Annotated in this window: 7 protein-coding genes, 17 tRNA genes and 3 rRNA genes; 25 read left to right on the top strand and 2 right to left on the bottom strand. The window is 45.6% G+C overall.

The window, feature by feature from the left end; all coding sequences use genetic code 11:
* Positions 1-12 precede the first annotated feature (12 nt).
* A complete protein-coding gene (perR, locus tag LG307_RS05260) occupies positions 13-447 on the top strand; it encodes a peroxide-responsive transcriptional repressor PerR (RefSeq protein ID WP_010198161.1) in 435 nt (144 codons plus the stop codon).
* 45 nt (positions 448-492) lie between these two features.
* Here the strand turns inward: perR and LG307_RS05265 are convergent, their stop codons facing one another.
* A complete protein-coding gene (locus tag LG307_RS05265; RefSeq protein ID WP_404448776.1) occupies positions 493-855 on the bottom strand; it encodes a YgzB family protein in 363 nt (120 codons plus the stop codon).
* 174 nt (positions 856-1,029) lie between these two features.
* Here LG307_RS05265 and LG307_RS05270 point away from each other — a divergent pair, with 174 nt between their 5' ends.
* The 21 genes from LG307_RS05270 (at position 1,030) to LG307_RS05370 (ending at position 8,931) form a co-directional block, all read left to right on the top strand.
* Positions 1,030-1,905, top strand: coding sequence for a nucleotidyltransferase-like protein (locus tag LG307_RS05270; protein ID WP_404448778.1), 876 nt, complete (start codon positions 1,030-1,032; stop codon positions 1,903-1,905).
* Between the two features lie 379 nt (positions 1,906-2,284).
* Positions 2,285-3,836: ribosomal RNA gene (locus LG307_RS05275) — 16S ribosomal RNA — on the top strand.
* Between the two features lie 225 nt (positions 3,837-4,061).
* Positions 4,062-6,993 (top strand): 23S ribosomal RNA (locus LG307_RS05280).
* Positions 6,994-7,118: 125 nt separating this feature from the next.
* Positions 7,119-7,235, top strand: a 5S ribosomal RNA gene (gene rrf, locus LG307_RS05285).
* Together the 16S, 23S and 5S rRNA genes with 17 tRNA genes alongside form the textbook arrangement of a ribosomal RNA operon.
* A gap of 9 nt (positions 7,236-7,244) precedes the next feature.
* Positions 7,245-7,319 (top strand) — tRNA-Asn (locus LG307_RS05290).
* 7 nt (positions 7,320-7,326) lie between these two features.
* A tRNA-Ser gene (locus LG307_RS05295) sits at positions 7,327-7,418 on the top strand.
* A gap of 8 nt (positions 7,419-7,426) precedes the next feature.
* A tRNA-Glu gene (locus LG307_RS05300) sits at positions 7,427-7,501 on the top strand.
* Positions 7,502-7,540: 39 nt separating this feature from the next.
* Positions 7,541-7,616 (top strand) — tRNA-Val (locus LG307_RS05305).
* Positions 7,617-7,671: 55 nt separating this feature from the next.
* Positions 7,672-7,748, top strand: a tRNA-Met gene (locus tag LG307_RS05310).
* Positions 7,749-7,751: 3 nt separating this feature from the next.
* Positions 7,752-7,827: transfer RNA gene (locus LG307_RS05315), tRNA-Asp, on the top strand.
* A 21-nt stretch (positions 7,828-7,848) separates the two neighbouring features.
* Positions 7,849-7,924: transfer RNA gene (locus LG307_RS05320), tRNA-Phe, on the top strand.
* Between the two features lie 37 nt (positions 7,925-7,961).
* Positions 7,962-8,037 (top strand) — tRNA-Thr (locus LG307_RS05325).
* A 7-nt stretch (positions 8,038-8,044) separates the two neighbouring features.
* Positions 8,045-8,128 (top strand) — tRNA-Tyr (locus LG307_RS05330).
* Positions 8,129-8,162: 34 nt separating this feature from the next.
* Positions 8,163-8,236, top strand: a tRNA-Trp gene (locus tag LG307_RS05335).
* Between the two features lie 17 nt (positions 8,237-8,253).
* Positions 8,254-8,329, top strand: a tRNA-His gene (locus LG307_RS05340).
* A gap of 55 nt (positions 8,330-8,384) precedes the next feature.
* Positions 8,385-8,459: transfer RNA gene (locus tag LG307_RS05345), tRNA-Gln, on the top strand.
* Positions 8,460-8,464: 5 nt separating this feature from the next.
* Positions 8,465-8,539 (top strand) — tRNA-Gly (locus LG307_RS05350).
* A 9-nt stretch (positions 8,540-8,548) separates the two neighbouring features.
* Positions 8,549-8,622, top strand: a tRNA-Cys gene (locus LG307_RS05355).
* Between the two features lie 36 nt (positions 8,623-8,658).
* A tRNA-Leu gene (locus LG307_RS05360) sits at positions 8,659-8,747 on the top strand.
* Between the two features lie 23 nt (positions 8,748-8,770).
* Positions 8,771-8,854 (top strand) — tRNA-Leu (locus LG307_RS05365).
* Positions 8,855-8,857: 3 nt separating this feature from the next.
* Positions 8,858-8,931 (top strand) — tRNA-Gly (locus LG307_RS05370).
* Between the two features lie 129 nt (positions 8,932-9,060).
* On the opposite strand, the gene queG is transcribed toward LG307_RS05370, so the two are convergent.
* The gene (gene queG, locus LG307_RS05375; protein WP_404448779.1) at positions 9,061-10,200 is read right to left on the bottom strand and encodes a tRNA epoxyqueuosine(34) reductase QueG; all 1,140 of its coding nucleotides are present in this window, start codon (positions 10,198-10,200) and stop codon (positions 9,061-9,063) included.
* Positions 10,201-10,366: 166 nt separating this feature from the next.
* On the opposite strand from queG, the gene LG307_RS05380 reads away from it, so the two are divergent.
* Genes LG307_RS05380 through LG307_RS05390 form a run of 3 tightly spaced genes read left to right on the top strand, consistent with a single transcriptional unit; the run spans position 10,367 to position 12,394 of the window.
* Positions 10,367-11,032 carry a B3/4 domain-containing protein gene (locus tag LG307_RS05380; protein ID WP_404448780.1) on the top strand — a complete coding sequence of 222 codons (666 nt, stop codon included), beginning with the start codon at positions 10,367-10,369 and terminating at the stop codon, positions 11,030-11,032.
* Between the two features lie 56 nt (positions 11,033-11,088).
* Complete coding sequence (locus LG307_RS05385; RefSeq protein WP_404448782.1) at positions 11,089-12,006, top strand: nuclease-related domain-containing protein; 918 nt, start codon at positions 11,089-11,091, stop codon at positions 12,004-12,006.
* Positions 11,975-12,394, top strand: coding sequence for a hypothetical protein (locus LG307_RS05390; RefSeq protein ID WP_404448784.1), 420 nt, complete (start codon positions 11,975-11,977; stop codon positions 12,392-12,394). The genes LG307_RS05385 and LG307_RS05390 overlap by 32 nt, the downstream gene beginning before the upstream one ends.
* Positions 12,395-12,476 lie beyond the last annotated feature (82 nt).

Here is a 12,476-nt window from a genome sequence, read left to right on the forward strand (position 1 = left end):
AGGTGCATGACTGTGGCAAACGAACAATTAAAAGAAGCGCTTGAAACGCTAAAACAAACTGGGGTTCGCATAACTCCACAGCGTCATGCGATTTTAGAGTATCTAATTCAATCAATGTCCCATCCGACAGCTGACGATATATACAAAGCACTTGAAGGAAAGTTTCCAAACATGAGTGTCGCGACCGTTTACAACAACTTAAGAGTTTTTCGTGAAGTTGGTCTTGTGAAAGAATTGACCTACGGAGACAACTCAAGTCGTTTTGATTACGTAACAACCGACCATTACCATCTGATCTGTGACGAATGTGGCAAAATTGTCGACTTTCATTACCCAGGTCTTGATGAAGTGGAAGCGTTGGCTGCCCATGTAACAGGATTCAAAATTGCTCGCCATCGCATGGAAATTTACGGTGTTTGCCCAGAATGCGACAAAGGAGCCCATTGACCTTTTGGCATCTGGAAAAACAACCAATAAAAAAGCTGACAGGACTTAGATCCTGTCAGCTTTCTTTTTTGAATTATAGTCTTCGTTAAACTCTTTGCCCTCAAGAGAAGGATCCATCGTTAGCGGTTCATTACAATACATGCACATGTCCACACGGCCAAGAACTTTAGTATGCTTCCCGCAGTTAGGGCAAACTACCTGTATAGCTTTTGTCGAAAGCATGCCAATCCAGAAATAAACAACCGTGGAACCGATGATGCATAATAGACCCAACAACATAAACAAAGTCATGACCATCATGTTTCCTTGAAAGAAAATACCTATATACATAACGAAGAAACTGATAAAGACAAGACTGAGTGCAAAGGTTCTTATTTTATTAATCTTACTAGAATATTTACGAGCCATGAACACTACCTCCTAAAATAATATAATAGCACATTTTGCTGAAAAATGGAGTCACCGTCTCAGGCATGTTGATTTTGGAAGTTGACCGAATGTTCTGGATTAAAAATGATAAAAAGGTTTTTAATAGAAAGTGTCGAATAATAGGGAGAACCCTTTAAATATGGAGGTCTTAAGATGGAAGATTTACTTCGTCCGATCTATCAAGAACGTGCAAGTCAATCCAACACGCAAGGAATATTAATGATTGAAAAGAAAAACCCAGTTAGTCCAAATACAGATAAATTTGACGTTATTCTTTTTATGGTAGTGAAAGAACTTGATGAGTCCCTGTACGTCAAACATTATGAATTGCTTCAAAAGAAAGCCGCCCTATACATCGCGAGCGAACAACAGCTAGAAGAATGGATAACGCTCGGAACCAACCGCAGAGTCATTGACTGGATTATCAATGGGAAAGTGCTCTTTGACCGCAATGAGTTTATCTATGCTCTTAGAGGGAAACTGCTAGATTTCCCGCTCGAAGACCGTAAACTAAAAATCGGGCTGGAATTTGCGAAATTAATTAGAAGATATCTAGAAGGCAAAGATTTCTTTGATTCCAAACATTACATCGACGCTTATAATCATATCGTCCACTCTCTTCACCATTTGGCAAGGCTGGCAGTCATCGATCATGGCTTCCATCCCGAAATAACGGTTTGGAATCAAGTGAAAAAAATCGAACCGGAAATCTACAAGTTATATGAAGAGTTAATTCAAGGGGATGAACCTATTGATAAGAGACTGGAACTTCTCTTCCTTGCCAATGAGTTCATGATCTATTCCAGAACAAGAACGGGAGCCAAACATTTAATAGAAGTATTAATGGAAAAAGAAGAAGCTTGGTCTTACAACGAAATGCTGCACCATCCTAAACTTCAGAAGTATTCTGTAGACTTAAGTGTACTAGTAGAATACTTAGTTGAAAAAGGCTTCTTGCAAGTGGAGAAGAAACAGACCAAAGGTAATGGGGTTTTCCACCGCCTTTATCAAGTTGTGAAAGAGAAATAATCACCAATGAAGTAACCATTAAGGCTCCTAAGGGTGGATAGTTTCCGTAGGAGCTTTAGCTTTTCTTTACCCTTTGAAAATTATTTTAAAAAAGTTTAAAACATGTATTGACGATGTTTGTCGTTACATGGTATATTATTATTCGTCGCCGCAAGAGAAACACATAAACGCGACAACGAGAAAAAGAAATTTAAAAAACATGTTGACTTGAAACAACAAAACATGTTATATTAATAAAGTCGCTTCTGAGCGACAAGCTGATGAAAATGATCTTTGAAAACTAAACAAAACAACAGCGTCATAACGTCGGTTCTACGGAACACGACAAAATGATTTAAGTAACACAAGCTAGCAAATTTTGAGCAAATGCTCAGACTCTTTATTGGAGAGTTTGATCCTGGCTCAGGACGAACGCTGGCGGCGTGCCTAATACATGCAAGTCGAGCGGACCTTTTAAAAGCTTGCTTTTAAAAGGTCAGCGGCGGACGGGTGAGTAACACGTGGGCAACCTGCCTGTAAGACTGGGATAACTTCGGGAAACCGGAGCTAATACCGGATAATATAAAGAACCTCCTGGTTCTTTATTGAAAGATGGTTTCGGCTATCACTTACAGATGGGCCCGCGGCGCATTAGCTAGTTGGTGAGGTAACGGCTCACCAAGGCGACGATGCGTAGCCGACCTGAGAGGGTGATCGGCCACACTGGGACTGAGACACGGCCCAGACTCCTACGGGAGGCAGCAGTAGGGAATCTTCCACAATGGACGAAAGTCTGATGGAGCAACGCCGCGTGAGCGATGAAGGCCTTCGGGTCGTAAAGCTCTGTTGTTAGGGAAGAACAAGTGCGAGAGTAACTGCTCGCACCTTGACGGTACCTAACCAGAAAGCCACGGCTAACTACGTGCCAGCAGCCGCGGTAATACGTAGGTGGCAAGCGTTGTCCGGAATTATTGGGCGTAAAGCGCGCGCAGGTGGTCCTTTAAGTCTGATGTGAAAGCCCACGGCTCAACCGTGGAGGGTCATTGGAAACTGGGGGACTTGAGTGCAGAAGAGGAAAGTGGAATTCCAAGTGTAGCGGTGAAATGCGTAGAGATTTGGAGGAACACCAGTGGCGAAGGCGACTTTCTGGTCTGTAACTGACACTGAGGCGCGAAAGCGTGGGGAGCAAACAGGATTAGATACCCTGGTAGTCCACGCCGTAAACGATGAGTGCTAAGTGTTAGAGGGTTTCCGCCCTTTAGTGCTGCAGCTAACGCATTAAGCACTCCGCCTGGGGAGTACGGTCGCAAGACTGAAACTCAAAGGAATTGACGGGGGCCCGCACAAGCGGTGGAGCATGTGGTTTAATTCGAAGCAACGCGAAGAACCTTACCAGGTCTTGACATCCTCTGACACTCCTAGAGATAGGACGTTCCCCTTCGGGGGACAGAGTGACAGGTGGTGCATGGTTGTCGTCAGCTCGTGTCGTGAGATGTTGGGTTAAGTCCCGCAACGAGCGCAACCCTTGATCTTAGTTGCCAGCATTCAGTTGGGCACTCTAAGGTGACTGCCGGTGACAAACCGGAGGAAGGTGGGGATGACGTCAAATCATCATGCCCCTTATGACCTGGGCTACACACGTGCTACAATGGACGGTACAAAGGGCAGCAAAACCGCGAGGTCGAGCCAATCCCATAAAACCGTTCTCAGTTCGGATTGCAGGCTGCAACTCGCCTGCATGAAGCCGGAATCGCTAGTAATCGCGGATCAGCATGCCGCGGTGAATACGTTCCCGGGCCTTGTACACACCGCCCGTCACACCACGAGAGTTTGTAACACCCGAAGTCGGTGGGGTAACCTTTTGGAGCCAGCCGCCTAAGGTGGGACAGATGATTGGGGTGAAGTCGTAACAAGGTAGCCGTATCGGAAGGTGCGGCTGGATCACCTCCTTTCTAAGGAATGTACGCTTGTTGTTTTGTTTAGTTTTGAGAGAGCATTCTCTCTGTTTAGATAAATCTTCGGATTTATCCCTAGACAATTCTTCCGAATTGTCATCGTTGTTCCTTGAAAACTAGATAATGTAACTAATATCAAGATATTCACAGAATATCGTTCATCTTAGTAATTTTCTTTATAGATATCATCGCTGATATCGACACATGACCATATTGGTCAACGGTTAAGTTATTAAGGGCGCACGGTGGATGCCTTGGCACTAGGAGCCGATGAAGGACGGGACTAACACCGATATGCTTCGGGGAGCTGTAAGTAAGCTTTGATCCGGAGATTTCCGAATGGGGAAACCCACTGTTCGTAATGGAACAGTATCCTTATCTGAATACATAGGGTATGGAAGGCAGACCCGGGGAACTGAAACATCTTAGTACCCGGAGGAAGAGAAAGCAAATGCGATTTCCTGAGTAGCGGCGAGCGAAACGGAATTAGCCCAAACCAAGAGGCTTGCCTCTTGGGGTTGTAGGACACTCAACATGGAGTTACAAAGGAACGGGGTAAATGAAGCGACCTGGAAAGGTCCGTCATAGAAGGTAAAAACCCTGTAGTTGAAACTTCGTTCCCTCCTGAGTGGATCCTGAGTACGGCGGGACACGAGAAATCCCGTCGGAAGCAGGGAGGACCATCTCCCAAGGCTAAATACTCCCTAGTGACCGATAGTGAACCAGTACCGTGAGGGAAAGGTGAAAAGCACCCCGGAAGGGGAGTGAAATAGATCCTGAAACCGTGTGCCTACAAGTAGTTAGAGCCCGTTAATGGGTGATAGCGTGCCTTTTGTAGAATGAACCGGCGAGTTACGATTACGTGCAAGGTTAAGTCGATGAGACGGAGCCGTAGCGAAAGCGAGTCTGAATAGGGCGAATGAGTACGTGGTCGTAGACCCGAAACCAGGTGATCTACCCATGTCCAGGGTGAAGTTCAGGTAACACTGAATGGAGGCCCGAACCGACTCACGTTGAAAAGTGAGCGGATGAGGTGTGGGTAGGGGTGAAATGCCAATCGAACCTGGAGATAGCTGGTTCTCTCCGAAATAGCTTTAGGGCTAGCCTCATGTGTTAGAGTCTTGGAGGTAGAGCACTGATTGGACTAGGGGTCCTCATCGGATTACCGAATTCAGTCAAACTCCGAATGCCAAAGACTTATCCATGGGAGTCAGACTGCGAGTGATAAGATCCGTAGTCAAGAGGGAAACAGCCCAGACCGCCAGCTAAGGTCCCCAAGTATACGTTAAGTGGAAAAGGATGTGGAGTTGCTTAGACAACCAGGATGTTGGCTTAGAAGCAGCCACCATTTAAAGAGTGCGTAATAGCTCACTGGTCGAGTGACTCTGCGCCGAAAATGTACCGGGGCTAAACGTATCACCGAAGCTGCGGACTGTTCTTACGAACAGTGGTAGGAGAGCGTTCTAAGGGCGTTGAAGCTAGACCGTAAGGACTGGTGGAGCGCTTAGAAGTGAGAATGCCGGTATGAGTAGCGAAAGAAGGGTGAGAATCCCTTCCACCGAATGCCTAAGGTTTCCTGAGGAAGGCTCGTCCGCTCAGGGTTAGTCGGGACCTAAGCCGAGGCCGAAAGGCGTAGGCGATGGATAACAGGTTGATATTCCTGTACCACCTCCACTCCGTTTGAGCAATGGGGGGACGCAGAAGGATAGGGTAAGCGCGCTGTTGGATATGCGCGTCTAAGCAGCAAGGCTGAGAAGTAGGCAAATCCGCTTCTTATTAAGGCTGAGCTGTGATAGCGAGGGAAATATAGTACCGAAGTTCCTGATTTCACACTGCCAAGAAAAGCCTCTAGCGAGGAGTATGGTGCCCGTACCGCAAACCGACACAGGTAGGCGAGGAGAGAATCCTAAGGTGAGCGAGAGAACTCTGGTTAAGGAACTCGGCAAAATGACCCCGTAACTTCGGGAGAAGGGGTGCTCTGTTAGGGTGTTAAAGCCCGAGAGAGCCGCAGTGAATAGGCCCAGGCGACTGTTTAGCAAAAACACAGGTCTCTGCGAAGCCGTAAGGCGAAGTATAGGGGCTGACGCCTGCCCGGTGCTGGAAGGTTAAGGGGAGAGGTTAGCGCAAGCGAAGCTTTGAACCGAAGCCCCAGTAAACGGCGGCCGTAACTATAACGGTCCTAAGGTAGCGAAATTCCTTGTCGGGTAAGTTCCGACCCGCACGAAAGGCGTAACGATCTGGGCACTGTCTCAACCAGAGACTCGGTGAAATTATAGTACCTGTGAAGATGCAGGTTACCCGCGACAGGACGGAAAGACCCCGTGGAGCTTTACTGTAGCCTGATATTGAATTTTGGTACAGCTTGTACAGGATAGGTAGGAGCCTGAGAAGCCGGAGCGCTAGCTTCGGTGGAGGCGTCGGTGGGATACTACCCTGGCTGTATTGAAATTCTAACCCGCAGCCCTTATCGGGCTGGGAGACAGTGTCAGGTGGGCAGTTTGACTGGGGCGGTCGCCTCCTAAAGAGTAACGGAGGCGCCCAAAGGTTCCCTCAGAATGGTTGGAAATCATTCGCAGAGTGTAAAGGCACAAGGGAGCTTGACTGCGAGACCTACAAGTCGAGCAGGGACGAAAGTCGGGCTTAGTGATCCGGTGGTTCCGCATGGAAGGGCCATCGCTCAACGGATAAAAGCTACCCCGGGGATAACAGGCTTATCTCCCCCAAGAGTCCACATCGACGGGGAGGTTTGGCACCTCGATGTCGGCTCATCGCATCCTGGGGCTGTAGTCGGTCCCAAGGGTTGGGCTGTTCGCCCATTAAAGCGGTACGCGAGCTGGGTTCAGAACGTCGTGAGACAGTTCGGTCCCTATCCGTCGTGGGCGCAGGAAATTTGAGAGGAGCTGTCCTTAGTACGAGAGGACCGGGATGGACGCACCGCTGGTGTACCAGTTGTCTTGCCAAAGGCATAGCTGGGTAGCTACGTGCGGACGGGATAAGTGCTGAAAGCATCTAAGCATGAAGCCCCCCTCAAGATGAGATTTCCTTTTGCTTCGGCAAGTAAGATCCCTGAAAGATGATCAGGTAGATAGGTTCGAGGTGGAAGCGTGGCGACACGTGCAGCTGACGAATACTAATCGATCGAGGACTTAACCCAAATAAGTATTGAAATAAGTGAACGATATGAATTTCTTGATATGAACACATTATCTAGTTTTGAAGGAATAAAAAAGATGAAAAAACATCTTGATTTTCTTCAAAGATATATTATAATAATATTTGTCTGGTAATGATGGCGAAGAGGTCACACCCGTTCCCATACCGAACACGGAAGTTAAGCTCTTCAGCGCCGATGGTAGTTGGGGGATCTCCCCCTGTGAGAGTAGGACGTTGCCAGGCTGGTATTAATCCACCATAGCTCAGCGGTAGAGCATTCGGCTGTTAACCGAAGGGTCGTAGGTTCGAATCCTACTGGTGGAGCCAATTATATGGAGAGCTGTCCGAGTGGCCGAAGGAGCACGATTGGAAATCGTGTAGACGGTCAACGCCGTCTCAAGGGTTCAAATCCCTTGCTCTCCGCCATTATCTTTGGCCCGTTGGTCAAGCGGTTAAGACACCGCCCTTTCACGGCGGTAACACGGGTTCGAATCCCGTACGGGTCACCAAAGTTTTTTCACGAGAGTGAAAATAACTTTCCTTACATAGGAGGATTAGCTCAGCTGGGAGAGCATCTGCCTTACAAGCAGAGGGTCGGCGGTTCGATCCCGTCATCCTCCACCATAAGTTTTTTAGTTAAAACATAACTGGTGTTATTTTAAAACTCAATTAGTATTATCGCGGGGTGGAGCAGTTCGGTAGCTCGTCGGGCTCATAACCCGAAGGTCGCAGGTTCAAATCCTGTCCCCGCAACCAAATGGTCCCGTGGTGTAGCGGTTAACATGCCTGCCTGTCACGCAGGAGATCGCCGGTTCGATCCCGGTCGGGACCGCCATTTTCTTTGAAAATAGAATGAGGCTCGGTAGCTCAGTTGGTAGAGCAATGGACTGAAAATCCATGTGTCGGCGGTTCGATTCCGTCCCGAGCCACCATGATTTTTTCACCAAAGTGAAAGAATCACCATATAATGCCGGTGTAGCTCAGTTGGTAGAGCAACTGACTTGTAATCAGTAGGTCGTGGGTTCGACTCCTATCGCCGGCACCAGAAATATGGAGGGGTAGCGAAGTGGCTAAACGCGGCGGACTGTAAATCCGCTCCTTCGGGTTCGGCAGTTCGAATCTGCCCCCCTCCACCATTTCTTTTAAAATAACAGTAACAAATTGCATCATAGGGGCATAGTTTAACGGTAGAACAGAGGTCTCCAAAACCTCCGGTGTGGGTTCGATTCCTACTGCCCCTGCCAATTTTATAAACATTATGGCGGCTGTGGCGAAGTGGTTAACGCACCTGATTGTGGTTCAGGCATTCGTGGGTTCGATTCCCATCAGTCGCCCCATATTTTATTTCATCGACTTATATAAAGATTGAGTCTTTTTTATTTCCGGTTTTAATGGGCTATAGCCAAGCGGTAAGGCATCGCACTTTGACTGCGACATGCGTTGGTTCGAATCCAGCTAGCCCAGCCATTTTTGCGGAAGTAGTTCAGTGGTAGAACACCACCTTGCCAAGGTGGGGGTCGCGGGTTCGAATCCCGTCTTCCGCTCCAAATATTTCAGGTGGCATAGCCAAGTGGTAAGGCCAAGGTCTGCAAAACCTTTATCACCGGTTCAAATCCGGTTGCCACCTCCAATTTTATAAAAATAGTTATTCATATATACGAGACAAGCCGGGGTGGCGGAACTGGCAGACGCACAGGACTTAAAATCCTGCGGTAGGTGACTACCGTACCGGTTCGATTCCGGTCCTCGGCACCATTTGAATAATTATGATTGAGTATGCCGGTGTGGCGGAATTGGCAGACGCGCACGACTCAAAATCGTGTTCCTCTGGAGTGCCGGTTCGACCCCGGCCACCGGTACCAATCGCGGGTGTAGTTTAGTGGTAAAACCTCAGCCTTCCAAGCTGATGATGAGAGTTCGATTCTCTTCACCCGCTCCATACATAACTTTCAAGACTCTAACCTTTGGTTGGGGTCTTTTTTGCGCTTTGTAACTTCAGCTAAAAATACAATACCAAAAAGCCACAGAACATCTAATTGTTCTGTGGCTTTTAATCGGGTGGTTCACTCTATTCCGCAAGCATCCCTATTCCATTTTCAAGTTCTTTTAGCACTTCTGAATCTTTTTCTGTTGCTTTTAACTTTTCCATGGTTTCTAAAGCTTGGGTATCTCCTATCTTTCCTAGAGCCCATGCTGCAGTTCCCCTTATTACCGGACGAGGATCGTTTTGTAACAGATTCAGGAGATCGGGAATAGCCGAAGTATCTTTGTAATGTGCTAAGGCAATTATGGCATTCCGTTGTATCGGTTTTTTGCCACGCCATGATCCGGAAATTTTTCCGAAATTCTCTTTAAATTCCCGATTGGAAATAGTCAAAAGAGGTTTTAGCTTTGGCTTTACAATTTCAGGATCAGGCTCCATTTCAGGATGAAGATGAAAGTCTTTGCCTTTATTTTCAGGACAGACAGTCTGGCAAGTATCACAACCGTATAGCCTGTTTCCGAGTTTAGTTCGATATTCTTCTGCAAGGAAGCCTTTCGTTTGTGTGAGGAAGGCGATGCATTTATTAGAATCGAGCTGTCCACCTTGAACGAGAGCCCCTGTTGGACATACCTCTACACATTTATTACAAGATCCACAGTTGTCTTCAAGAGGCGTATCTGGTTCAAAGGGAATGGTAGTAAGCATTTCCCCTAAATACACGTAGGAACCAAATTCAGGTGTTATAATGGCACAGTTCTTTCCGCTCCAACCAATCCCTGCACGCTCTGCAACAGCCCTGTCACTAAGCTCACCGGTATCTACCATTGATTTGATTATTGCTTGTGGGTGTCTTTCTTTTATAAAAGCTTCTAACAATCTAAGTTTCTCACGTAAGATCTCATGGTAATCTGTTCCCCAGGATGCCCGGCAAAATATCCCTCGTCGATCTTCACGGGTGCTTCTCGGAGCATCTTTCATTTTGGACGGGTATGCAAGGGCAATGGCAATGATGCTTTTAGCTTTGGGGACTAATAGCTTAGGGTTGGTCCGCTTTTCAATGTCCGGTTCCTCAAAGCCTGATTGATAGTTGAGCTCCTGTTGAGCGATTAATCGTTCTTTAAGGCCTGTAAACACCCCTGCACTGGCAAAACCAATTTTATCAATACCTATTTCTTTACTATAGGTTATTATTTCTTCCTTGAGTTTCGTATTATCCTCATTCAATGTGAACACCTCCTTTATTTAGTGATTTTTTGGTCAACCTATATTTTAACATATTTTTGGGAAAGATCTTTTTGTTTGATATATCTAATTATATCCAAAATGCAGGTTTGATTTGAAAGGTTTATGATACAATTACCATATTAATGAAATGAAAGGGTGATTAGGTGTGAACGTAGTGGTTGGACAAGACGTGTTAAGTAAGCTGCCGTCTTCTAAATTTGGCATCATTCATTATAAGGATATTATAGTAGGGACGTCACCTCAAATGTTGAAAGGAAGAATTCGTCTTTTCCAAGAATCACTTCATTTGGATTTAGAAGATAAAGACATGAAAGAGATTTCTGGGGTGGCGGAGTGGCGTGCTGTATTTAAGGAAACAGGGACAGATCCATCTAGATATCGCCCATCCGTTGAGGCTTTGTACCGGAGGATTAAAAAGGGCCAATTTCTTGAGCCATTCAATTCTGCTGTGGATTTGAATAACTTTTTTTCTATGAAATATGAAATTCCCTTTGGAGTCTATGATGCTGATAAGATAATCGGCGATGTAACGATTGCGGTGGGGGATGAAACGGCATGCTATGAGGGGTTAAATGGACGGGAAATTAAATTATTCAAGATGCTTCATATGAAAGATGAGGCAGGTTCATTTGGTAGTCCTTTTGTTGATAGTCGCAGAACGGCTGTTTCAGAGGAGAGCACTTCTGCGCTGCATGTTGTGTATTTCAAGCCTTCTATGCAAAGTGGGGAATGTGAAGAAATGCTTTCGGCGATTAGCGAGATGTTTTTACAGGTTCATGGTGGGACGAGCGAGTATTGGGTTTTAAATTAAAAGTAGGTAATTAGGTTTGCCTGCTTTTTATTATATTTATGATGGGGGAGTTGTGGATGGTTTTAGTATTGAAAGAGCGCAAGGAGCCTGGTGAGCTGAAGTTATTAAGGATGCTGAAGGCACGTGGTGGCTTAGTGGATGATAGTCGCTTTTGGAATTTGGAAAAAGGGTATGAGGGCGAGGTAGTATTTGATAAATGGTTTTCTAGAATGGACGGTGAGTGGATTGTGGTGAATGATCTGCTGCTCGAGCATGCAGGCAGTTTGTTTCAAATTGACTCGCTAGTGATTGGAGTGGATAGGGTGTACTTGTTTGAAGTGAAGAATTTTGAGGGAGATTTCTTACTTGAACAATACAGGTGGTATTCCGGCAGTAAAGAAATAAAAGATCCCTTATTACAGATGCAGCGGTGTGAAGCTGCGTTAAGACAACTCCTCAGAAGCCTCGGATATCAGCTCCCCATAGAATCAAACCTCATTTTTATAAACCCCGAGTTTAATCTATATAATTGCCCACCAAAATTACCAATAGTGTTTTGTTCCCAGTTGAATCGGTTTTCAAATAAGCTGGTAAGGCAATCTGGCGGTTCTGCTAGATTATCGGCTCGCCACTCCCGTTTGGCTGAGAAGTTGTGTGACCTGCATTTGGAGAAGTCGCCGTATGAACGGCTGCCTGAATATAGGTATGAGAAGCTGCTGAAGGGAATTGTTTGTGTTGGCTGCGGGGGGATGGGGGTGCGGTATGAAAGAAAAATGATAATTTGTAATGAATGTAATTTTAAAGAAGAATATAAAGCATCGGTAATCAGAAGTATTACAGAACTAATGATTCTATTCCCTGAAAAGCCATTAACTTCGAAAATTATCTTTGAGTGGTGTAATGGATTAGTTACATTAAGATCCATACAACGAATTCTTATAAATAATTTTTCTTTAGAGGGATTTGGTCGATCTTCGCACTATATTAAGTTTTAATATATTTCTTGATGCTCTTATAAGTAGAGGGAACGGCGAACGATGCCAGAATTTCAAAAGAGAAGGGAACTTTGTCATCGTAGAGGGGGAACAATGCCAGAACTTCAAAATAGAAAGGGATTTTGTCATCGTAGAGGGGGAACAATGCCAGAACTTCAAAATAGAAAGGGATTTTGTCATCGTAGAGACGGAACGATGCCAGAACTTCAAAGAAGAAGAGAACTTTGTCATCGTAGAGACGGAACGATGCCAGAACTTCAAAGAAGAAGAGAACTTTGTCATCGTAGAGGCGGAACGATGCCAGATTTTCAGTAGAGAAGGGAACTTTGTCATCGTAGTGGCGGAAAGATGCCAGAATTTCAAAAGAGAAAGGAACTTTGTCATGTAGAGGCGGAATAAAATATCAGAACTCCCCCAAAAATAAAAAATGTTTTAAAAAATTACTAAATTCATTAAAAAATATAAAAAAT

The sequence above is a fragment of the Sutcliffiella horikoshii genome, assembly GCF_044809035.1.
Classification (GTDB): Bacteria; Bacillota; Bacilli; order Bacillales; family Bacillaceae_I; genus Sutcliffiella_A; species Sutcliffiella_A horikoshii_G.

Excerpts from the sequence above, each read along its gene's own strand:
- LG307_RS05265 (WP_404448776.1), bottom strand. The coding sequence starts at position 855 with ATGGCTCGTAAATATTCTAGTAAGATTAATAAAATAAGAACCTTTGCA.
- LG307_RS05385 (WP_404448782.1), top strand. The coding sequence starts at position 11,089 with ATGGTTTTAGTATTGAAAGAGCGCAAGGAGCCTGGTGAGCTGAAGTTA.
- LG307_RS05270 (WP_404448778.1), top strand. The coding sequence starts at position 1,030 with ATGGAAGATTTACTTCGTCCGATCTATCAAGAACGTGCAAGTCAATCC.